Origin of the sequence: Streptosporangium roseum DSM 43021 (genome assembly GCF_000024865.1) — a bacterium.
Lineage (GTDB): Bacteria > Actinomycetota > Actinomycetes > Streptosporangiales > Streptosporangiaceae > Streptosporangium > Streptosporangium roseum.
On the sequence record NC_013595.1, the window covers coordinates 4,529,453 to 4,550,072 of the forward strand.

Consider the following 20,620-nt stretch of genomic DNA (forward strand, 5'->3'; position numbering starts at 1 on the left):
AACGGGGCAGGATCATCTCATGACGGACGGACGAGTGACGGCGGTGAGCCTCAGCGCCACGCACACCTTCGGCAAGACCCGCCGGCCGGGCATCCGGCTGCTGGCCGGGCTCGGCGTCGAAGGCGACGCGCACCTCGGGGTGACGGTGAGGCACCGGTCCCGGGTGGCCCAGGATCCGACCCAGCCCAACCTGCGCCAGGTGCACCTGATCCCCGCCGAGCTCCACGACGAGCTGGAGGGCGCGGGATTCTCCGTGGCGGCTGGGCAGCTGGGGGAGAACATCACCACCCGGGGCGTCGACCTGCTGGGCCTCCCGGTGGGGGCGCTGCTGCGGCTGGGCGGCGTGGCGACGGTCGAGATCACGGGACTGCGCAACCCCTGCCTGCAGATCGACGCCTTCCGGCCGGGCCTGCTCCGGCAGGTGGTGGGCCGGGACGAGGCCGGCCGGCTGATCCGCAGGGCCGGGGTGATGGGCGTGGTGGTCGCCGGCGGCGAGGTGCGGCCCGGCGACGCGATCGAGGTCGAGCTGCCGCCGCCGCCGCACCGGCCCCTGGACCGGGTCTAGCCTGGCCGCTCGATGTCCGCAGGGCCGCTCTGTGATTGGGTGGGCGCAATGGACACCTCATCGCGGGCTCCGGCCTACCTTCGCGCCTATGACGAGCAGCTACGGGCCAGGCCGGTGCCCGGCCGTACGGCCGAGAGGGTCGGGCCGGTGCTCCGGGTCGTCTCCGACGGGTACGGGCAGGGATTCCTGACCTACCGGGATCTGGGCGGGCTGGACGGCGCCGAGCTGGATGCGTTCATCGCGGGTCAGCGTGACTTCTTCACCGGGATCGGCCGGCCGGTGGAGTGGAAGTACCACGGCTACGACCGGCCGGTGGACCTGCCCGAGCGACTGACGGCGGCCGGGTTCGAGGCCGAGGAGCAGGAGACCGTCATGGTCGGGGAGGCGGCCGCGCTGGCCACGTCCCCCGTGCTCCCGGAGGGGGTCCGGCTGCGGGAGGTGACCGGGCGGGCCGATCTGGAGCGGATCCGGGAGATGGAGGAGCTGGTCTGGGAGGCCGACCGGAGCTGGCTGCCCGACCTCCTGGAGCGCGACATCGCCGGACCCGGCGACCGGTGCGCGGTGGTGGTGGCCGAAGCGGGCGAGCGGGTGGTGTGCGCGGCGTGGATGCGCTTCCACGAGGGCACGGACTTCGTCTCGCTGTGGGGTGGCTCGACGCTGAAGGAGTGGCGGGGGCGGGGAATCTACCGGGCGATGGTGGCCTATCGGACGGGGCTGGCGGTAGCGCGGGGGTTCCGGCTGGTGCAGGTGGACGCCTCCGATGACAGCCGCCCGATCCTGGCCAGGCTGGGTCTGGAGGCGATCGCGACGACGACGCCTTACGTGTGGGTGCCGCCGACCGTCTGACCGGGTGAGGCGACCGGACCGAGTGGGACAACCGGTCCGGATGGCCGGGTGGGATGACCGGTCCGGATGGCCGGGTGGGATGACCGGTCCGGATGGCCGGGTGGGATGACCGGTCCGGATGGGATGACGGGTTCGGGCCGGATGGGACGACGCGTTTGCCGAGCCGGTCGCGGATCCGGCTCGGCCGCTCGACGCGGTCGTCGAGGGCGCTCGGACGCTCCCGGGTGACGCGCGCGGCCTCGGTACGCGGGCCGCCGTCGATGTCCGCCGGCCGGGGACGGTGGACGTCGACCTTCACGTCAAGGTCGAGTCCCGGCCTCCCGATTATTGGGAACAGACTATTCCATTCTGATATTCTGGTGTCCGGCGGAATCCGGTGAGAGGACACACATGCCCGAGGTGCTCAGCAGGCGCGCGCTCAACCGAGCCACCCTGGACCGGCAGCTGCTGCTGACCCGGGCGGAGCTGTCGGCTTTCGACGCGATCCGGCACCTGTACGGCATGCAGGCCCAGGCGCCGAACCCGCCCTACATCGGGCTGTGGAGCCGCCTGGCCAGGTTCGGCCACGAGGACCTGGCCGGTCTGCTGCACGGGCGCAGGGTGGTGCGACTGGTCCTGATGCGTTCCACCATCCACCTGGTCACCGCGGACGACTGCCTGGCCCTGCGCCCGCTGCTCCAGCCGATGCTGGCGCGGGCCCTGCGGGGGAGCGCGCGCGGCAAGGGGCTGGCCGGGCTCGACCTGGACGAGCTGGCCGCCGCGGGCCGGGCCCTGGTGGACGAGACCCCGCTCACCTTCCGCGAGCTCGGGGAGCGGCTGCGGGAGCGGTGGCCGGAGCGCCCCGCGGCCGACCTGGTCAACGGCGTGCGCAACACGGTGGCGCTGGTGCAGGTCCCGCCCAGGGGCATCTGGGGGGTAGGCGGGTTGCCCGCCCACACCAGCGCCGAGGCCTGGCTGGGCCGACCCCTGGACGGGCGGGCCTCCCTGGAGGAGATGGTCCGCCGCTATCTGGCCGCCTACGGTCCCGCCACGGTGATGGACATCCAGCAGTGGTCGGGCCTGACCCGGCTCGGCGAGGTCGTCGGGGGCATGAGGCTGCCGCGCTTCGTGACCGAGGAGGGCGCGGAGCTGGTGGATCTGCCGGAGGCCTCCCGGCCCGGCCCGGACACCCCCGCCCCGGTCCGCTACCTGTCGGAGTTCGACAACATGCTGCTGTCGTTCGGCGAGCGGACCCGGACCCGGATCATGGCGGACGAGTATCGCGCGAGGGTCTTCACGGTCAACGGCATCATCAAGGCGACGGTGCTGGTGGACGGGTTCGTGCGGGGCCTGTGGAAGGTGGTCCGGAAGCGGGACGAGGCGGTGCTCGAAGTGGAGCTGTTCCAGCCGGTGTCGGCGCTGGAGCGGGCGGAGCTGGAGCGGGAGGGAATGCGCATGCTGGACTTCGCCGCCGCGCCCGCGAAGATCCGGGACATCCGTTTCAGCTGACCGCCCCGCGGAGAGCCCGGACGGGCGCTGCGACCCGGCGCGAGCCGGCGCGGAGCTGTCCGCGGGTGTCACCGATAGGAGTCGATGAGCCGGGCGAGGTGCCGCCCGGCGATCTCCAGTGGTGCCTCACTCTGTGAGACCTGCGCGGACATCTCCGCGCCCTCCAGTGTGTTGATCACCGTGTGGGCGAGATCGTGCGCGACGTCCTCGTCGAAGCCGGATCGGCGGAGTTTGTCGCGGACCAGGCCGCGCCAGTTCTCGAAGGCTTCCTCGGCGGCCCGCTGGATGTCGGGGAGGCGCCCCGCGCTCTCCAGTGCCGTGGTGGTGACGGGGCAGCCGTCGAGCCAGCCGGAGTCGCGCAGACCCGTGGACAGGTCGCGGGCGCAGACGATGATCGCCGCAGCCGGATCGTCGATGCGGCCGAGCACCGTGCGCAGGAGCTCGGTGAACTCCCGGTCCCCGTGGCGGACGGCTTCGACCGCCAGCTCCCGCTTCCCGCCGGGGAAGAAGTGGTAGACCGAGCCGAGCGTGGCCTCGGCCTCCCGGGAGATCTCCTTGAGGCCGGTCGCCTCGTATCCCTGCCGCTGCATCAGCCGGGAGGTCGCCCGGATGATCCGCTCCCGGGTGCCGAGCTCGTGCTTGGTCGCCATCTCCTCAGCTTAGTGAATAGAGCGCTCGTTCTATCGCATGCTAGTGTCCTCGTTCTAAGTAGAGCGTTCGTTTTAGTGCGTGGAGGAGAGATCGATGAACACGAAGTCCGTGACTGTGATCGGCCTGGGTCCCATGGGGCAGGCGATGGCCGACGCCTACCTGGACGGCGGCTACGAGGTGACCGTGTGGAACCGTACGGCCGCCCGGGCCGACCGGCTGGTGGCCCGCGGCGCCCGGCGCGCGCCGACCGTCGAGGCCGCGCTGACCGCCAACGACCTGGTGGTGCTGAGCCTGACCGACTATGACGCGATGTACGCCATCCTGGAGCAGGCCCCCTCCGCCGCCCTGGCCGGCCGTACCGTGGCCAACCTCACCTCCGACACCCCCGAGAAGGCGCGTCAGGCGGCGGCGTGGTTGGCCGAGCGCGGCGCCGTACAGATCACCGGTGGGGTCCAGGTGCCGCCCCCGGGGATCGGCAAGCCGGGGGCCACGACCTACTACAGCGGTCCCGAGGACGCGATCGAGGCCCACCGGCCCGCCCTGGAGGTGCTGACGGAGATCGACCACCTCGGCGAAGACCCGGGGCTGGCGGCGCTGTTCTACCAGATCGGGATGGACATGTTCTGGACGGGCATCCTGAGCTACGTGCACGCCCAGGCGGTGGCCGAAGCCAACGGCATCTCGGCGGAGCGGTTCCTCCCCAACGCCGTGAAGACCATGGACTTCCGCTACTTCCTGGAGTTCTACGCCCCGCGCATCGCCGCGGGCAACCACGAGGGGGACGTGGACCGGCTGGCCATGGGCGTGGCCAGCATGGAACACGTTCTGCACACTGTGGAGGCGTCCGGCGTGGACGGCTCCCTGCCGGCGGCCGTCCTGGACGTCTTCCGCCGCGGCGTCGCCGCAGGGCACGGCCAGGACAGCCTCACCAGCCTGATCAAGGTGCTGAAGCGGTGACCGGGACAGCCGGTCGGCGATCCCGTCCGGCTCCGCCGTGCACCGTCCTCAGGGGGCCTCGCGCGGGCGGCTGAGCGCTCCCGCGAGCGCGGCGGCGAGCGCGACCCGGGCGGCGTCGTCGGCGGTGGTCTCGTCGACGGGTTCGGCGGTGATCAGCAGCCGGAAGTAGATCGGCGCGGCGAGGGTCTTGAGGAGCTCGTCGGGGTCGGTGCCGGCGGGCAGCTCGCCGCGCTCGACGGCGCGGGCGATGACCGGCCGCGCCCTCTGGAGGCGGTCGTCGAAGAGACGGCGCCGGAGCTCGGCGATCTCCGGCACGCGGACGGCGTCGGAGAGCATCGTGGCGACGACGGCCTGGCCGGTCGCGCCGGTCATCGTCCTGACCAGCGAGCGCGCGAGCTCGCGCAGGTCCGTCTCGACGGCACGGGTGTCGGGGACGGGGATGTCGGCCGCCATGTGCTCGCTCAGCGCGTCGACGACCAGGCTCTCGCGGTCCTTCCAGCGCCGGTAGACCGTGGTCTTGTGGACCCCCGCCCGATGGGCGACGTTGTCGACGGTCAGCGCCGCGTAGCCGCCCCCGGTCAGCTCGGCGAGCGTCGCGGCGAGGACGGCTGCGCGGACCTTCGGGCCACGGCCGACGGGGTGCGCGTGATCCGAGGGGGAGGGACCGGACTCCAACGCAACTCCTAGTTGCCTTGTCGGGATACGTGTGCCGTCGTCATCCTATCGCAACTCGGAGTTGCGGATTTTTCCGGCCCGTCGGACCTGGCCCTCGCCAGTTCAGGGCCATTTTGTGTAATTGGCCGTTCTATCGTCGGGGGCGAGCGCGGGAGGATTCGCCCATGGTCTCTGTCAACGCTGTCATCGGGCTCGGGGCGATAGCCCTCGGGATGGTCCTCACTCCGGGACCCAACATGATCTATCTGATCTCCAGGTCGGTGACGCAGGGGCGTCGCGCCGGCCTGATCTCGCTGGCGGGCGTCGGTGCGGGGTTCCTGGTGTATCTGACCGCGACGGCGGCGGGCATCGCGGCCCTCTTCGCCGTGGTGCCCGCCGTCTACACCGCGATCAAGATCGCCGGGGCGGTGTACCTGCTCTGGCTCGCCTGGAAGACGGTGCGGCCGGGTGGGCAGTCGGCCTTCGCGCCGAGTGAGCTGCCGGTGGACCCGCCGCGGCGGCTTTTCTCCATGGGGCTGCTCACCAGCCTCCTCAACCCCAAGATCGCCATTCTGTACGTGTCGCTGCTTCCCCAGTTCATCGACCCGGCGCGTGGCGATGTCGCCGCGCAGGGCCTCGTCCTCGGGCTGACCCAGATCGTCATCGCCCTGTCGGTCAACGGCATGATCGTGCTGTCGGCGGGGGCGATCGCCGGGTTCCTGGGCCGGCGGCCGCTCTGGACGCGTGTGCAGCGCTATCTGATGGGTGCCGCGCTGGCGGTGTTCGCGCTACGCATCGCCACCGACCGCTCGCGCGCGATGATCACGACCTGAGCTCGGCCGCCGAAGTGTGGTGATCGGGGGCTGAGCGGCGGCGGCCGTCGGTAAGGTCACGTCCAGTGGCGTGGGATACGAGTATCCGAGGTCGGGGGTGGGGTCGGGGTCGTTCGCCGTCAACCGGCGCGGCGCCGTACCGGGGTGGAAGGTCAAAAGCACAGCGAGGGGTGAGTGGAGTGGCCCAGGGCCGCCCCATCCGCGCGGCGCCGCACGGAATGCTGCCCCGCTGTGCGGGCCGGTGTCTCGTGGTCCGGGGGAGGTGCTCAGGAGGGGCCTGCCGATGGGCGGGTGAGAAGGCCTGGTGAGCGAGTGGGAAGGCCTGGCGAGGGGCGGTGGTGGACCGGGCGAGGCAGGGCGGGCACCGATGAGCCCCGCAAGCGGCAGTCATCAGGGGTTTTCCTTGATCTGTTGGGATTGGCGGTGCGATAGGACGTCCAATCCCAACAGATCAAGGAAAAACCCCGCACCGCCCCCTCCCTCGGCCCGCGCAGCGGGGAGCACTCCGTACGGCGCCGCATGGATGGACACCCCTGGGGTGGAGTGGAGGGAACGGGGGCCGCTATCGCCGCCCGCCATCGGCGGAACCCGTACAGCACATCCGTGGACGCAACCCGTCGGCACACCGGGATCGGGGGCTGAGCGGCGCCGCCGATCGTCGACGCGAGGTGATCACGGGGTGCGGACGGCGGCGTCACCGCCGTGCATTCCAGGCACTACCCCGCGTTCTGGGCGCCGCCGTGCAACCGGCTGGCCTGCATTCCGAGCACTGCCGTGGACCTCGAGGACCGCCGATCGGGTGCCGCCCCCCTTGCCGGGGTGGATTTCATCGGGAATCTACACTTCTGGAGTGGTCGCTTCCCTCCTCGCCTTCACGGTCGTCGCACTGATTCTCACCGTCTCTCCCGGCCCCGACACCGTGATCGTGCTGCGCACCACGGTCTCCTCGGGCCGCAGGGCCGGGTTCTTGGCGGGGCTGGGGGTCAACCTCGGCTGCTATGTCTGGGGAGTCGCCACCGCGCTCGGCCTGACCGCTCTGCTGGCCGCCTCCGATGTCGCCTACACCGCCGTGCGGATCGCCGGTGTCGCCTATCTCGTCTGGCTCGGCGTCCGTGCGCTCTGGAACGCCCGCCGCGCCGTCCCGGCCGAAGCCACCGAAGCCACCGAAGCCACCGGAGTCGCCGAGGCCGCGGGCGGCACGGGCGGTCCTCCTGTCAGGGCGCTGGCGATCATGCGCACCGGATTCATCACCAATCTGCTCAATCCCAAGGTGGGGGTCATCTACATGACCCTGCTGCCGCAGTTCGTCCCCGCGGACGTCCCTGTGCTGCCCGCGACCCTGCTCCTGGTCACCATCCACAACCTGCTGGGCGCGGCGTGGTTCGCGCTTGTGGTCCTCGCCGCGAGCCTCATGCGGCGCAGCCTGAGCCGGCCGGTCGTCCGCCGTCGCATGGAACAGCTGACCGGGCTCGTCTTCATCGGTTTCGGCGTCCGCCTGGCCGCCGAGTCCGGCTGAGCCCGTCCGGCCGCGGGCCGGGCGGTCCGCGGCCCGGCGACACGCCGGATGCGGACCGTGTACGGCGTGGACCCACCGCCTAACCTGCGGAGCATGGGGGAGTGGCGTGACCGGGGGCGGCGGGCCGGACGCCGGGGCTGGGCCGGCTTGGCGGCCCTCAGCCTGGGGGCACTGCTGTCCTCCTGCGCCGGCGGCGGCGCGCCCGCCGATCCCCACCGCGTACGGCCGGCCGGGGCGGACCCGGTCGCGACGCTCCCGCGGACGCCACCGCCTCAGCCGCCGCCGCTGCTCACCCGTTCGAAGGTCGCCGCTGCCGTCGCCAAGCTCGACGGGATCGTCCGGGACACGATGGCGAGAACCGGCGTGCCGGGGATGGCGGTCGGCGTCGTCTACCGGGACGAGGAGCCGTACTTGAAGGGGTTCGGCGTCCGGCGGGCCGGCGGGCCCGGAGCGGTCGGCCCGGACACGGTCTTCCAGCTCGCGTCGGTCTCCAAGCCGCTGGCCTCCACCGTGGTCGCCGGGGTTGTCGGGCAGAAGGTGGTGTCGTGGGACGATCCGGTGGTCAGGCACGACCCGGGATTCGCCCTCAAGGACCCCTGGGTGAGCGCTCACGTGACCCTCGCCGACCTGTTCGCCCACCGCAGCGGCCTGCCCGACCACGCCGGCGACCTCCTTGAGGACCTCGGCTACGGCCGCGCCTACATCCTGTCGCGTCTGCGCCAGGAGCCTCTCGCGCCCTTCCGCGCCGTCTACGCCTACACCAACTTCGGGTTCACCGAGGCGGCGGTCGCGGTGGCGAAGGCGAAGGGCACGACCTGGGAGGAGCTGTCGGCCGAGGTGCTGTACAGGCCGCTGGGCATGGGCTCCACCAGTTCCCGCTTCGCCGACTACGACCGGGCGGCGGACAAGGCCGTGACCCACGTCAGGGCGGACGGCCGGTGGCAGGCGAAGTACACACGCGACCCCGACGCGCAGTCACCGGCGGGCGGGGCGAGCTCGACCGTGCGCGACATGGCCCGGTGGATGAGCCTGCAGCTCGCGAACGGAGAGGCCGGGGGCAGGCGGCTGATCGACGCCGCAGCTCTGGAGCGGACGCACCTGCCGCAGATCGTCTCGGCTCCGCCGAGGGCCCAGGCCGGCCGGGCCGGCTTCTACGGCCTCGGCTGGAACGTGGGCTACGACGACCACGGCCGGCTCCGGCTGAGCCACTCGGGCGGCTTCGCCCTGGGCGCGGCCACCACCGTGACGCTGCTGCCGTCCGAGCGGCTCGGCATCGTGGTGCTCACCAACGGCGAGCCGGTGGGCGCCGCCGAGGCGGTGTCCGCCACCTTTCTCGCCGTCGCCCAGGACGGCGGGGCCACGGTCGACTGGCTCGGCCTGTTCGGCGAGGTCTTCGCGGAGGCGGCCCGGAGCGACCGCTCGGAGACCGACTACTCCAGGCCGCCGGCGGGCGCGGCTCCGGCGAGGCCGGACCGGGCCTACACCGGGACCTACGCCAACGACTTCTACGGTCCCCTCACGGTCGGCCCCGGCGGCGGTGGTGGTCTGGTGATGCGGCTCGGTCCGGCGGGCATGCGGTTCCCGCTGCGCCACCATGACGGTGACGTGTTCGCCTACCGGACGGCGGGGGAGAACGCCGCCGGCCTGTCCGGTGTGACGTTCACCGTCGGGCCCGCCGGCACGGCGGCCCGGGTCACGGTCGAGAACCTCGACCGGACCGGCCTCGGCACGTTCACGCGCGCCTCCTGACGGCTCCCGGCCGCCCGGCGGCGTCGTGATGCCGCCACGTCCGCGCCTGCCTATCCTCTGCTGTCATGACCTTCAACGGGACCTCGCGGCCACGCCCGCGCTGGTATCACGCCGAGACGGAGCTGGACGACTTCGCGATCGTCAGCTACCGGGTCCCCTCCGATGCCGTCGTCCGGCTCCTGCCCGCGGGCTTCGCCCCGGTCGAGTTCACCTTCGCCGACGGCGGCACCGCGGCCCTGGTCTCCGCGGTCGCCTTCCGCGACAGGGACTTCCACTTCCGCTTCTGCCCGCCGTTGGCGATCAACTGCGGCCAGATCAACTACCGCGCCTACGTCACCGCGGGAGGACGGGCCGGGGTCTGGTTCTTCGGCACCAGCCTGGACCACCCCCTGGTCGCCGTGCCGGAGCGGTTGTGGGGCATGCCCTGGCACCGCACCCCCATCGAGATCGCCGCGGACTGGGACGCGACGCCGGCGACCTGGCGGCTGAGCGCCGGCGACGCCCGCTGCGAGGCGGCCGAACTCGCCGCGCCCCCCTCGTGGATCGACGGCTTCACCGGTGAGAGCCACTGGATGAGCATGCTCACCCATCCCACCGTCGGCTGGTACCGCCACCGCGACGGCCACACCGGCACCTACAGCGTCTGGCATCCACCGATGCGTCCCAGGCACTTCGCGGCGGTGTCCGCGCGGTTCGGCGTCTTCGAACGGCTCGGCCTGACCACGCCGGAGTCGGTGCCCCATTCGATACTGGCCCAGCGGCGGCTGCACTTCGACATCCACACCCCGCCCCGCCGGTTCGGAGCCCGGCCTCGGGCATGAGCGCGGCAGGGCCGCGGGAGGCGGCCCACTCCGGGCGGTGGCCCGGCCGGGGATGATCAAGGCAGCCGGTGACCTCCACGGCCTCGCCCGGCACGCGGGCGAGGGACCTCGCCAGGCCTGGATTTTGCGGGATGTGGGGATTATCCGTCATCGGAGGTGATCAGGGGCACGATGAGGACGCGGCCGTGACGCGCATCAATGATCCGGAGCCGATCGCGGAGCCGGCGTCAGGCAAGGAGCCGACGTCATGAACGACTACATCGACCTGGACGCCCTGGTGAAGGTCATGGCGACCGGCCTCGTCGGCGGCGCCGGACTGGTCGCGCTGTACGCGCTCGGCCTCGCGAGCCTGTCGGCCGCGGCCGGCGGCGCCCGGACCGGCCGGCGGCGGCTGCTCGGATGGCTCCTCGCGGGGACGTGTTTCCTGATCGTCGTCATGGGGGTCGGCCTGGGGCTGTACGCGCTGATCGTGTGACGAGCCCGGGGCCGCGCTGCCCGTCCCGGACCGCCGCGGTCCCGGCCGGCGGCGGCCGAGGTGGGAGGACCACCGGTCAGAGCGGCAGGTCAGGGCGGCCGGCGCGGCTGCCGTCGAGCAGGCCGCGAGGGACCGGGACCGGCGAGATCGATCCGGCTCAGTCGCGGGTGAGCTCCTCGGCCACCAGGCCGGCGCCGATCCCCAGCAGCCAGACGTCCTTGGCGACGGAGAGGCCCTCCTGGGTGGGACGCAGGCTGCCTTCCTGCCGCAGGCCCGGCACCCTCAGGTAGAGGCCGACCAGCCCGCCGGCGAAGGCGGTGAGCGCGGCGCCCGCCAGCAGCGACGGCACCAGCGGGATCAGCAGCGCCGTGCCGACGGCGATCTGCCCTCTGGCGAGCCACCGCGTGAACTCCTCGGGGTCCATGTCCTTCAGGAAGGGATAGGCCGTCGACGCCATCCCGTGGATGTGGGCGGCCCCCTCCCTGGTGGAGTCCGCCAGGGTCAGCCCCGAATTCAGGATGAAGGCGCCCGTGGCGAGCCGGACCGGAAACTGATGGGGGCGGGCCAGGAGCCGCATGAGTCCTCCCAATGGTCGGCAGAGCCGTAAAAGCATGCTCCTTCCCCGGTTTTCGCAGGTCACCCGCTTATTGATCGTTTCTTGAACATGAGCCGGCCGGATGCCCCGCGGCGCAGGGAGACCCGGGAGCGGCTCCGCGTCACCGTACGCGGCCGCTGTACGGGGGTCTTCCGCAGGGCGGCGCGCAGGCGCGGGGGAGGGCGGCCGGTCCGCTCAGGGCAGGATCTCCAGCCGGACGCCGGCGATGTCGTCGTACAGGTGCGGTGCCGAGGTGACGATCCGCCAGCCTCCGCGCGCTTCGGCCAGGACGACGGCATGGGCGGCGGCCAGGACCGCCACGATCTCGGACTCGGTCGCGACGCCCGGCGCGTGCCGCTCCAGGTTCGCCGTCATCTTCCGGCCGATCTGGGCCGCGCTCAGGACGTCGGCGGCCGGCAGCCCTCCGATCGTCACCACCGGCACCGCGAGCAGGGCCTCGGCCTGCTGGGGGCGGAGGCCGGCCAGACACTGCGCGGCCACCGCCGGCAGGAGAAGGGTGGTGTTGCGCAGGACCGACTGCCGGACGATCTCGCGGCCGTAGTCGCTCTTGGCGTCGAGCACGTGGTGGACCGCGTCGAGATCGAGGACGTGGCCGGTGAGCCCTTCGGGCTCGGCTGTCACGCGACCTCCCGCGCGGAGTCGAAGAGCCGGTTGGCGCGCTCCCGGTCGGCGTCGGTGATGCCGTCCTGCCAGCCCGGACCCCACAGCCGCTCCAGGGCGGCCATGCCGTCCCTGATGCGGCGCTGCTCGCGCAGCGCGTCGGCGATGTAACCCGAGGCGTTGCCGGACTCCTGGGCCTCGTCCGCGAGATCATCCGGGAGGGAGATCGTGATCCGCTTAGTCATACCGGCGAGGGTAGTTGAGTCATACTCTCGCCGTCCACGGGGCGGCGACGTGCGGGGCGGCCGTGTGACTTGGCGCTTCAGTCGGCGGATCAGCGCTTGAGCCGGCGGATGTGCAGGTGAGTCGGCGGAGTCGGTGCAACTTCCGAGTCGCCGAGTGTGAGCTCGCCTTCTGGGTTTTCCCTGGTGAGCGCGTTGTCGGATCATTGAGATGTTGGGGTCGGTGCTGCGGTTGCGCAGGTTTGGGGAGGATGCGGGCGTCTCATTTCAGCGCAGCGTGAGCAGACCCTTACTGAACAAGGTGGCGATCTCCGCCAATCGAAACGCTCAATCCCGGCAACCAGGCTGTACGCCTGTGGCGCCCGTGACTGATGGGCCACAATGGCCTGATGTCTGCTATGCCCGAGAAGCATGTTGAGGCCGCATCTTCGTCGCGATTCAACGACTACGACAGGATCGCCGAGGGGTACACGGCCGAAAACGAGACCAGCCTCCTGAACGCGTACTACGAACGGCCCGCGATGCTGGAGCTCGCCGGGGACGTGACCGGCAGGCGCATCCTCGACGTCGGCTGCGGTTCGGGTCCCCTGTTCTCCGCGCTGCGCGATCGAGGCGCCACCGTGACCGGCGTCGACGCGAGCGCCGGGATGCTGGAGATGGCCCGACGGCGGCTGGGCGCCGACGCGGATCTACGGGTCGCCGACCTGGCCGGCCCACTGCCCTTCCCCGACGACGCGTTCGACGACGTCACCGCGTCCCTGGTGCTGCACTACCTGGAAGACTGGGGACCGACACTGGCCGAGCTGCGACGCGTGCTGAGGCCTGGCGGCCGACTCCTCGTCTCGGTCGATCATCCTTTCGTCATCCCTCTCATGCAGCACATGGCCGGGGAAAAGCCCAAGTACTTCGAGACCCGTAACCGGACCGAAGAATGGACCATGGGCGGGCAGGCCGCCCAGATGAGCTTCTGGGGCCGGCCGCTGCACGCGATGACCGAGGCCTTCGCCGCGGCCGGCTTTCGCATCAGCGTCATCAGCGAACCGCCGTTTGTGCCGGAAGCCCGCGAACTGTTCCCCGAGGAGTTTCGCGAGATCACCGGCACGAGGTTCCTGTGCTTCCTGTTCTTCGTTCTGGAAGCCGGCTGACGGCGCCCCGTAACGATCAATTCTCATGACTTGGCGCTTCAGCGGGCGATTCCCGCCAACTGAAGCGCTAAGTCACAGCCGGCCGTGGCGATCATTCCGGCGGGGCGGCGGGGGCCCTTCCGGCGTTCCCAGGGGTCTGGCGGCTGCGGTGGTCCGCCGATGTAGGTCAACTTATGTTATCGCTACCATCGATTTGTCGGGAGAGAATTGATCATTTCCCTTGTTCCCGCAGATCGAGTGGGTGCGATGGAGGTCGGTCCCGTCGTGGTGTGAATCTGGCCTGTTAGCGCAAACAGTCGGATATCCTGGGAACAACTTCGATGAGGCGGACAGGTTGACCCAGCAGGTATCCGGCGAGGCGCTCCCAGAACGCCCGAGGGCCACCGTTATGGAAGACGTCGCGGAGCGGGCGGGCGTCTCGGCGATGACCGTCTCCCGCGTGCTCAACACTCCCGAGAAGGTGCGCCCGGACACCCGGGCCCGCGTTCTCGACGCGGTGCGCGAGCTGAGCTACCGGCCCAACTCCGCCGCCCGCTCGCTGGTGACCGGCCGTTCCGGGGTGCTCGGCGTGGTCAGCTTCGACACCACCCTGTACGGCCCCGCCTCGACGCTCCACGGCATCGAACAGGCCGCCCGGTCGGAGGACTACCTGGTCACGATAGTGAGCGTGAGCGCGCTGAGCCGGCGGTCCATCGGCGAGGCCGTGGACCGGCTCCGCTTCCAGTCCGTCGACGGCGTCGTCATCGTGGCCCCCCACGAGTCGGCCGCCGACGGTCTGCGCCACCTGCCTCCCGACCTTCCCGCGGTGGTGGTCGGCGCGAGAGACGACCTCCCCGTCCCCGTCGCCGCGGTGGATCAGGTCACCGGCGCCGTGCGAGCCACCAAACACCTGCTCAGCCTGGGGCACAGGACCGTGTGGCACGTGTCGGGGCCGCAGGACTGGATCGACGCCAGCGGGCGCATCGCGGGCTGGCGCTCGGTGCTGGAGGCGGAGGGGCGTGAGATCCCCGAGCCGCTGCTCGGCGACTGGAGCGCCCGTTCGGGCTTCGAGCACGGCAAGCGCCTGGCCCGTGACCCCGAGGTCACCGCGGTCTTCGTGGCCAACGACCACATGGCCACCGGGGTGTTGCGGGCGCTCCGCGAGGCGGGACGCCAGGTGCCCCAGGACGTCAGCGTCGTCGGCTTCGACGACGTCCCCGAGGCCGCCTACCTCTGGCCGCCGCTGAGCACGGTCAGGCAGAACTTCACGGAGGTCGGCCGCCTGTCCTTCCAGCTGCTTCTCGACCGGATCGACGGCAGGGCCGGCGCGCCGCACCGGATGATCGAGCCCGAGCTCGTCGTGCGGGAGAGCACGGCCGCCCGCCTGCCCGGCTGACCATGCCGGCCCGCAGGTCGCCCGCCTGCCCGGCTGGCCCGCAGGCTGCCCGTCAGATGCGGCCGGCCGCCGCTGATGCCGGACGGTTCCGCCGGCCGTGCCCCCGCTCCTCCCCGCGAGCCTCCACGGGCGGTGCGAGGGCGCCGCGCGCCGCTTCAGGGCATGGGACTCCCTTGAGATCCGCGGGCCTTTCACCAGGGGAGGCCGGTGTTACGGTGCGATCGTGAGCAGCACCGCACCGCCCGGGCCCGGGGCTCGGGGCCGCACGCGCCGCGCCATCCTGAGCGCGGCCGCCTCAGTGCTCGCCCGTGACCGCACCGCGACGTTCGCGGACATCGCCGAGGCCGCGGGTGTCGGCCGTACGACCCTGGACGGCTGTTTTCCCGACCGCGAAGAGCTCGTCAGAGCGGTCGTCGAAGACTCCCTGGAGGAGGTCGGCCGGTCGCTGAACGGGGCGGCGCCCGACCAGGGCCCACCGCTGGAGGCGCTGCGCAGGCTCGTCGCGGCAATGGTGGACGTCGGCGACCGGCTGCGGTTCCTGTACGGCGATCCGCACCTCTCGCGGGGATTCCACGCGGCCGGCCGGCCGGTGATCGACCTCGTCGAGCGGGGGCAGGCCGAGGGGGTGTTCGACCCGGAGGTGGGCGCCGCCTGGATCGAGCACGTGCTGTGGGCGCTGGTGTACACCGGGTGCGAGGAGGTCGCCAGGGGGAGGCGTCCGCGCCACGACGTCACCTCTGCCGTGATCCGCACGCTGGAGAACGGCATCCATCTCCAGGGAGCGCCCGCTCTCTAGGAGAGACGGCCCCGGAGAGACGGCCGGATCCGGCCGTCGCCGGGGTAGGGCGGGGGACGTGGCCGTGGCCGCCGTCCGGCCCGGGCGCGACCTCCTGAGGCGGGGCGCCCACCGGGCCGGGCACACCCCGCAACGCGCGGCGTCACGCCAGGACGGGGGTGGCGGAAAGGGGCCGGGGCGCGCCGGGGTCACGTCAGGACGGGGGTGGCGGAAAGGGGCCGGGGCGCGCCGGGGTCACGTCAGGACGGGGGTGGCGGAAAGGGGTCGAGGCGCGCCGGGGTCACGTCAGGACGGAAAGGGGGCGGGGAGGGGCTTGGGCATTGATGACCAGAATGCTAATTTAGTCATTAGTCATCAGTCACGCGACGATGGAGGAGATATTCCATGGCCGAACCCCGGCACGCGGGCCAGGACGCACGCGCCGACCGGATCCTCGACGCGGCCAAGGACCTGCTGCTGCGCTGGGGATACCGGCGGGTGACGATTGACGAGATCGCCAAACACGCCGGCGTCGGCAAGGGCACGGTGTACCTGCACTGGCGCACGCGCGAGCAGCTGTTCCTCGCGGTCGGTGCGCGGGAGGCGGTCGCGATGATCGAGGCGGTGGTGGCCGCGATGCGGGCCGATCCCGCCCAGATCGCGCTGCACAGGTACATGCGCCGGTTCTTCGTGGAGGCGATGCGGAGGCCCGTGCTGCGGGCCATCTTCACCAGGGACGACGAGACGCTGGGCAAGTTCCTGTCCAGCCCGTCCAGGAAGCCGCTGGAGAGCGCCAAGCTCGTCGCCTCCCGCGAATACCTGGGCGTGCTCATCGAGCACCACCTACTGCGCGAGGGCCTGCGCCCCGAGGAGCTGGACTACTCGCTGCCGACCATCGTGTTCGGCTTCTTCGCCATCGAGCCGCTGCTGCCCCCGGGCATCGAGCTCGGGCTGGAGGACAAGGCCGATCATCTGGCCGACACCCTGCGCCGGACGTTCGAGCCCGCGGCGCCGCTCTCCATGGCGGATCTCGCCGCGGCCGCGGCGAAGGTGATCGAGATCTTCGAGCGGCTCGCCCTCGACTACCGGGACGCGGCCCGCGGGATCACCGGTGAATGACCTCGCGAGCCGTCGTGTCGCCGGACCCCGGCCACACGACGGCTCACGTCTCGACACAGGAACGGGAGGTGACCCCGGTATGGGTCACGATGTCAGCGGCCTGCATCACGTGGGCCACGTCGTCGCGGACATGGGACAGGCGCTTGAGCTGTACCGCCGGCTGGGCTTCACGCTGCCGCCGCCGTCGTGTCCCGCGCTGCCGGCGGTCGCCGGCGCGTCCCCCGAGCCGTTCGGCGCGGCCAACACCCACGTGTATTTCCCGCGTAACTTCATCGAGCTGGTGACCGTCGTCGGCGACGGCGCGACCGGACGCGTTCCGGCCGACGCCCGTCTGATCCCGCTCCGCGTTCCCGACGACAGGCTGCCGGGGCTCGTGGCGGCGGTCCGCGGCACCGCCGCGAATCTGGCCGCCTGCCTGCGGCGCTTCGAGGGCGTGCACATCCTGATGTTCGACTCGCCCGACATCGCCGCCGCCGCCGTACGGCTGAGCGCGAACGGTGTCGGGCACGGCGGCGTGCACACCGTGCAGCGCCCGGTGGAGACCGCGGGCGGCACGCGGATGGAGCCCGTCCGCTATCTGGAGATCGACGGCCCCGAGCCGGGCGTGGCGCGGGGCCGCGTGCCGGAGGGCAGGGTCGGGCTCGCCGGCGACCCTGCCCCCGAGGTGGCCGACGCGCAGCGGCAGATGGGCCACCCCAACGGCGCGGTCGGCCTTCTTGAGTGCGTCATGTGCGTCGAGGACACGGAACTGCCCGAGGTCGAGCGACGCTACGAGAGGTATCTGGGCCTGCCCGCGCGGCGGGACGGGCTCGTGCGGGTGTTCGACCTCGAAGGCGCGAAGGTCGTCCTGGTCGCAGGGTCGGCCCTCGCCGGCCTGCTGCCGGGCGAGCGCGCTCCGGCCCTGCCCGCGTTCGTCGCGTACACGGTGGCGGTGCGCGACCTCGCCGCGACCGGGCGCCTCCTGCGCGAAAGCGGGGTCCCGCTCGAAAGGACGGCCGCGGGGGAGATCTTCGTGCCGGCCGGGGCGGCGCTCGGCGTCGCGATCGTGTTCCGCCAGGAGAGCCGGGCCCCTTCCCGCCATGGCGCCCCGCTTTGATCGGTCTGTTGCGGCATCCGGCCCCGGCCCGCTCCGCCGCGCGGACCGGAGACGGCCGTCGCCCGGCACTTCCGGTGGTCGCGCACCGTCGCGCACCCTCATGCGCCGCCGGTAGCACTCCCTACCTACTTGCAGAGGACCATCTGCCGAGCACTCTATGCAGAGGGTCCTCTGCATCTGTACCCTGGCGGGCATGATCGACGCCCCCGAGCCCCCGGCCGGATCCGACAGGCCCGTCCGTGTCATCGACGCCCGCAGCCTGCGCGGGCTGGCGCACCCGCTGCGCATGCGGCTGCTGGACCTGCTGAAGCTCGACGGTCCGGCGACCTCCGCGGGGCTTTCCGAGCGCCTGGGGGAGAAGACCGGCACCGTCAGCTGGCACCTGCGCCTCCTCGCCGAGCACGGCTTCATCGAGGAGGAGACCGGCCGCGGCACCAGGCGTGAGCGCTGGTGGCGGGTGGTCGCGAGCAGGACGGTCCTCAACACCGCCGACTTCCGCGAGGATCCCGGCAGCCGAGGCGCGCTCTCGCTCTACCTGGACGAGCTGGTGCGGCGGAACTTCAGGCGGGTCGCCGACTCCGTCGGCGAGGAATGGGACGACCGCTGGCGCGGCGCGCGGTCCGTCTCCGAATGGACCGAGATGCGGATGACGCCCGCCCAGCTCCATGCGCTGAACGAGGAGCTGACGGCCGTCGTCGAGCGCCACGCCCCGGATCCGGACGCCGAGCCCGACCCGGAGGCGCTCCCCGTCGTCGTGCAGATCCAGTCGTTTCCCCGGAAGGGGCGTGGCGGCGAGTGAGCGGGACCGCGCGCGGTGGCCTGCTGCGCCGTCACCGCGACTTCCGGCTGCTGTGGTGCGGTGAGGTCGCGGGCAAGTTCGGCGCCGCCGTCACCGGTGTGGCGATGCCGCTGATCGCCGTCTCCACCCTGCACGCCGGCACCTTCGAGGTCAGCCTCATTTCCGCCGCCACCTGGCTGCCCTGGCTCCTCATCGCCCTGCCGGCCGGTGTCTGGGTGGACCGGCTGCGCCGCAGGCCGATCATGCTGGGCGCCGCGGCCGTCTCCCTCCTGCTGTTCGCCGGCGTCCCGGTCGCCGCCTGGTGCGGTCTCCTGAGCATCGGCCTGCTGCTGGCCGTCGCCCTGCTGGCGGGCACGGCGGCGGTGTTCTTCCAGACCGCCTACAGCGCCTATCTCCCCTCCATCCTGGAGCCCGCCGATCAGCCCGAAGGCAACGCCAAGCTGCACGGAAGCGCCTCCGCCGCGCAGATCGCCGGGATCGGCTCCGGCGGTCTGATCGCGCAGCTGGCCGGGGCGGTGAACGGGATGTTCGCCAACGCCGCGACGTTCCTGGTGTCCCTGCTGTGCCTGGCGGGCATCCGGCATCGCGAGCCGCGTCCCGCCCAGGCCGAACGCCCGCCCGGGGCGCTGGTCAAGGAGGTCGGCGAAGGTCTGCGGCTGGTCGCCGGCGACCCGTGGTTCCGCACGTTGACGCTCTTCGGGGCCACCTCCAACATCGCCCTGGTCGGTTACCAGTCGATCCTGGTGGTCTTCCTGGTCCGCGATGTCGGCCTGGCCCCCGGGGCCGTCGGCGGGCTGATCGCGGCGGCGAGCACCGGAGGGGTCGCCGGGGCCTTCGCCGCCCGCCGGGTCGCCGCGAGGATCGGCACCGCCCGCGCGACGCTGCTGTTCGAGCTGGGGCTCGCCCTCTTCGCCGTGCTCATCCCGCTCACCTTCGGCGGCGCGGGGCTGCTGCTGTACGTCGCGGGCGGTTTCTGCGTCTCCGCCGGCGTGGTGGCCGGCAACGTCATCAAGGCGAGCTTCCAGCAGAGCTACTGCCCGCCCGGGCTGCTCGGCCGGCTCACCGCGAGCACCGCGTTCCTCAACTACGGCACCATCCCGCTCGGCGCGCTGCTCGGCGGCGCGCTCGGCGCCGCACTGGGGGTCCGCCCGGCGATGTGGATCATGACGGCGGGCGTCCCGCTGGCCGCGCTGTTCCTGTGGTTCTCCCCGATCCGGCGATGCCGTGACCTGCCGTCGTCGCCGTCCCCGGGCATGCCGCGAGCCGGCGACGACGGAGCGGTCGCCGGGTCGGTGACGTCTGCCCTTCTCCCGTGAACTTCAGGGTTGACTTATATAAGTAGCCACTGAAAAACTGTCGCTCATATGTTCGGCAGCCCGCGAACGGGGCGGGAGGAGCAGGAGGAAACGTGATCAAAATCGCAGTGGCCAGTGTCTTCGTCGAAGATCAGAGCAAGGCGCTCGCCTTCTACACCGAGGTCCTGGGTTTCGAGAAGAGGCAGGACATCCCGCTCGGGGACGCCCGGTGGCTGACGGTGGCCTCGCCCGCCGGGCCGGACGGCGTGGAGCTGCTCCTCGAACCCAACGGCAACCCGATCGCCAAGACCTACCAGCAGGGGCTCTTCGAGGCCGGGATACCCGCCACGACGTTCGCCGTCGACGACATCCATGCCGAGTACGCCCGGATGGCAGGCCTGGGCGTGGTGTTCACCGCCGAGCCGGTGGAGGCCGGGCAGGTGACCAGCGTCGTGTTCGACGACACCTGCGGCAACCTCATCGGCCTGCACCAGGTGGGCTGATCGCCCCGGGGCCCGCTGGGGGGCGTTTATCGCGGCCGGACCGGGTAGCCGACCCGATGCCCGACCCCCTCACTAGCGAAAAGAGCCTCACGATGACGAGCGAGAATCTGTGGACCTACCGCTCCGGTGTCTCCGAGACGGACCAGGGGCTGAGCGTGATCGGTTTTGACGTGGAGGCCACCGACGGGAAGATCGGCTCGGTGGACGAGGAGAGCAACGTGGTCGGCGACAGCTACATCGTCGTCGACACCGGTTTCTGGATCTTCGGTAAGAAGGTCGTGCTGCCGGCCGGTACCGTCACCCGGATTGATCCCCAGGCGCGCAAGGTGCACGTCGCGCGTACCAAGGAGGAGATCAAGGAGGCTCCGGAGTTCGACGAGTCGACCTACCGCGAGCCCGGCTACCGTGAGGAGATCGGCGGCTACTACGGCCGCTATCCCCTGAGCTGAGCGAGTCGGCGGAGGGGCCGTCCCGGTGAGGGGCGGCCCCTTCCCTGTACC

The 20,620-nt window shown here is 71.7% G+C and carries 23 protein-coding genes; 18 read left to right on the forward strand and 5 right to left on the reverse strand.

Going from position 1 to position 20,620, the window contains the following annotated elements; genetic code table 11:
• Positions 1-19: 19 nt before the first annotated feature.
• The 3 genes from SROS_RS19750 (at position 20) to SROS_RS19760 (ending at position 2,899) form a co-directional block, all read left to right on the forward strand.
• Complete coding sequence (locus SROS_RS19750; RefSeq protein ID WP_012890718.1) at positions 20-565, forward strand: MOSC domain-containing protein; 546 nt, start codon at positions 20-22, stop codon at positions 563-565.
• A 48-nt stretch (positions 566-613) separates the two neighbouring features.
• Entirely contained in the window at positions 614-1,411 is a 798-nt protein-coding gene (locus tag SROS_RS19755) for a GNAT family N-acetyltransferase (RefSeq protein ID WP_012890719.1), read from the forward strand.
• A 390-nt stretch (positions 1,412-1,801) separates the two neighbouring features.
• Entirely contained in the window at positions 1,802-2,899 is a 1,098-nt protein-coding gene (locus tag SROS_RS19760; RefSeq protein ID WP_012890720.1) for a winged helix DNA-binding domain-containing protein, read from the forward strand.
• Positions 2,900-2,967: 68 nt separating this feature from the next.
• On the opposite strand, the gene SROS_RS19765 is transcribed toward SROS_RS19760, so the two are convergent.
• Complete coding sequence (locus tag SROS_RS19765) at positions 2,968-3,549, reverse strand: TetR/AcrR family transcriptional regulator (protein WP_012890721.1); 582 nt, start codon at positions 3,547-3,549, stop codon at positions 2,968-2,970.
• Between the two features lie 94 nt (positions 3,550-3,643).
• Between SROS_RS19765 and SROS_RS19770 the strand changes: the two genes are divergently transcribed.
• Positions 3,644-4,507 (forward strand): NAD(P)-dependent oxidoreductase, encoded by an 864-nt coding sequence (locus tag SROS_RS19770; RefSeq protein ID WP_012890722.1) that lies wholly within the window; start codon positions 3,644-3,646, stop codon positions 4,505-4,507.
• A 48-nt stretch (positions 4,508-4,555) separates the two neighbouring features.
• On the opposite strand, the gene SROS_RS19775 is transcribed toward SROS_RS19770, so the two are convergent.
• Entirely contained in the window at positions 4,556-5,182 is a 627-nt protein-coding gene (locus SROS_RS19775) for a TetR/AcrR family transcriptional regulator (RefSeq protein WP_012890723.1), read from the reverse strand.
• Positions 5,183-5,346: 164 nt separating this feature from the next.
• Between SROS_RS19775 and SROS_RS19780 the strand changes: the two genes are divergently transcribed.
• The 5 genes from SROS_RS19780 (at position 5,347) to SROS_RS19800 (ending at position 10,555) form a co-directional block, all read left to right on the forward strand.
• The gene (locus SROS_RS19780; protein ID WP_012890724.1) at positions 5,347-5,994 is read left to right on the forward strand and encodes a LysE family translocator; all 648 of its coding nucleotides are present in this window, start codon (positions 5,347-5,349) and stop codon (positions 5,992-5,994) included.
• Between the two features lie 850 nt (positions 5,995-6,844).
• The gene (locus tag SROS_RS19785) at positions 6,845-7,510 is read left to right on the forward strand and encodes a LysE family translocator (RefSeq protein ID WP_012890725.1); all 666 of its coding nucleotides are present in this window, start codon (positions 6,845-6,847) and stop codon (positions 7,508-7,510) included.
• Positions 7,511-7,603: 93 nt separating this feature from the next.
• The gene (locus tag SROS_RS19790) at positions 7,604-9,259 is read left to right on the forward strand and encodes a serine hydrolase domain-containing protein (protein ID WP_043652389.1); all 1,656 of its coding nucleotides are present in this window, start codon (positions 7,604-7,606) and stop codon (positions 9,257-9,259) included.
• Between the two features lie 65 nt (positions 9,260-9,324).
• Positions 9,325-10,080, forward strand: coding sequence for a YqjF family protein (locus SROS_RS19795; RefSeq protein ID WP_012890727.1), 756 nt, complete (start codon positions 9,325-9,327; stop codon positions 10,078-10,080).
• 247 nt (positions 10,081-10,327) lie between these two features.
• Positions 10,328-10,555, forward strand: coding sequence for a hypothetical protein (locus SROS_RS19800; RefSeq protein ID WP_012890729.1), 228 nt, complete (start codon positions 10,328-10,330; stop codon positions 10,553-10,555).
• 157 nt (positions 10,556-10,712) lie between these two features.
• On the opposite strand, the gene SROS_RS19805 is transcribed toward SROS_RS19800, so the two are convergent.
• From SROS_RS19805 to SROS_RS19815, 3 genes are all read right to left on the reverse strand, one after another.
• Positions 10,713-11,132 (reverse strand): hypothetical protein, encoded by a 420-nt coding sequence (locus SROS_RS19805; RefSeq protein WP_012890730.1) that lies wholly within the window; start codon positions 11,130-11,132, stop codon positions 10,713-10,715.
• 213 nt (positions 11,133-11,345) lie between these two features.
• Positions 11,346-11,792 (reverse strand): hypothetical protein, encoded by a 447-nt coding sequence (locus SROS_RS19810; RefSeq protein ID WP_012890731.1) that lies wholly within the window; start codon positions 11,790-11,792, stop codon positions 11,346-11,348.
• Positions 11,789-12,016, reverse strand: coding sequence for a ribbon-helix-helix domain-containing protein (locus tag SROS_RS19815; RefSeq protein WP_012890732.1), 228 nt, complete (start codon positions 12,014-12,016; stop codon positions 11,789-11,791). Before SROS_RS19815 ends, SROS_RS19810 begins: the two co-directional genes overlap by 4 nt.
• 368 nt (positions 12,017-12,384) lie before the next feature.
• Between SROS_RS19815 and SROS_RS19820 the strand changes: the two genes are divergently transcribed.
• The 9 genes from SROS_RS19820 (at position 12,385) to SROS_RS19860 (ending at position 20,569) form a co-directional block, all read left to right on the forward strand.
• Complete coding sequence (locus tag SROS_RS19820; RefSeq protein ID WP_012890733.1) at positions 12,385-13,158, forward strand: class I SAM-dependent methyltransferase; 774 nt, start codon at positions 12,385-12,387, stop codon at positions 13,156-13,158.
• 388 nt (positions 13,159-13,546) lie between these two features.
• Positions 13,547-14,533: a LacI family DNA-binding transcriptional regulator gene (locus SROS_RS19825; protein WP_052316976.1), complete on the forward strand. Its 987-nt coding sequence runs from the start codon at positions 13,547-13,549 to the stop codon at positions 14,531-14,533.
• 223 nt (positions 14,534-14,756) lie between these two features.
• Positions 14,757-15,329 carry a TetR/AcrR family transcriptional regulator gene (locus SROS_RS19830; RefSeq protein ID WP_043652395.1) on the forward strand — a complete coding sequence of 191 codons (573 nt, stop codon included), beginning with the start codon at positions 14,757-14,759 and terminating at the stop codon, positions 15,327-15,329.
• 384 nt (positions 15,330-15,713) lie between these two features.
• Positions 15,714-16,427: a TetR/AcrR family transcriptional regulator gene (locus SROS_RS19835; protein WP_012890736.1), complete on the forward strand. Its 714-nt coding sequence runs from the start codon at positions 15,714-15,716 to the stop codon at positions 16,425-16,427.
• A 79-nt stretch (positions 16,428-16,506) separates the two neighbouring features.
• Positions 16,507-17,523, forward strand: a complete 1,017-nt coding sequence (locus SROS_RS19840) for a VOC family protein (RefSeq protein ID WP_012890737.1) — start codon at positions 16,507-16,509, stop codon at positions 17,521-17,523.
• 193 nt (positions 17,524-17,716) lie between these two features.
• Complete coding sequence (locus tag SROS_RS19845; RefSeq protein ID WP_043656125.1) at positions 17,717-18,322, forward strand: winged helix-turn-helix domain-containing protein; 606 nt, start codon at positions 17,717-17,719, stop codon at positions 18,320-18,322.
• Positions 18,319-19,638, forward strand: a complete 1,320-nt coding sequence (locus tag SROS_RS19850) for an MFS transporter (protein ID WP_012890739.1) — start codon at positions 18,319-18,321, stop codon at positions 19,636-19,638. The genes SROS_RS19845 and SROS_RS19850 overlap by 4 nt, the downstream gene beginning before the upstream one ends.
• Positions 19,639-19,730: 92 nt before the next feature.
• Positions 19,731-20,120: a VOC family protein gene (locus SROS_RS19855; RefSeq protein WP_012890740.1), complete on the forward strand. Its 390-nt coding sequence runs from the start codon at positions 19,731-19,733 to the stop codon at positions 20,118-20,120.
• 92 nt (positions 20,121-20,212) lie between these two features.
• The gene (locus tag SROS_RS19860) at positions 20,213-20,569 is read left to right on the forward strand and encodes a PRC-barrel domain-containing protein (protein ID WP_052316977.1); all 357 of its coding nucleotides are present in this window, start codon (positions 20,213-20,215) and stop codon (positions 20,567-20,569) included.
• The last annotated feature ends 51 nt before the right edge of the window (positions 20,570-20,620 follow it).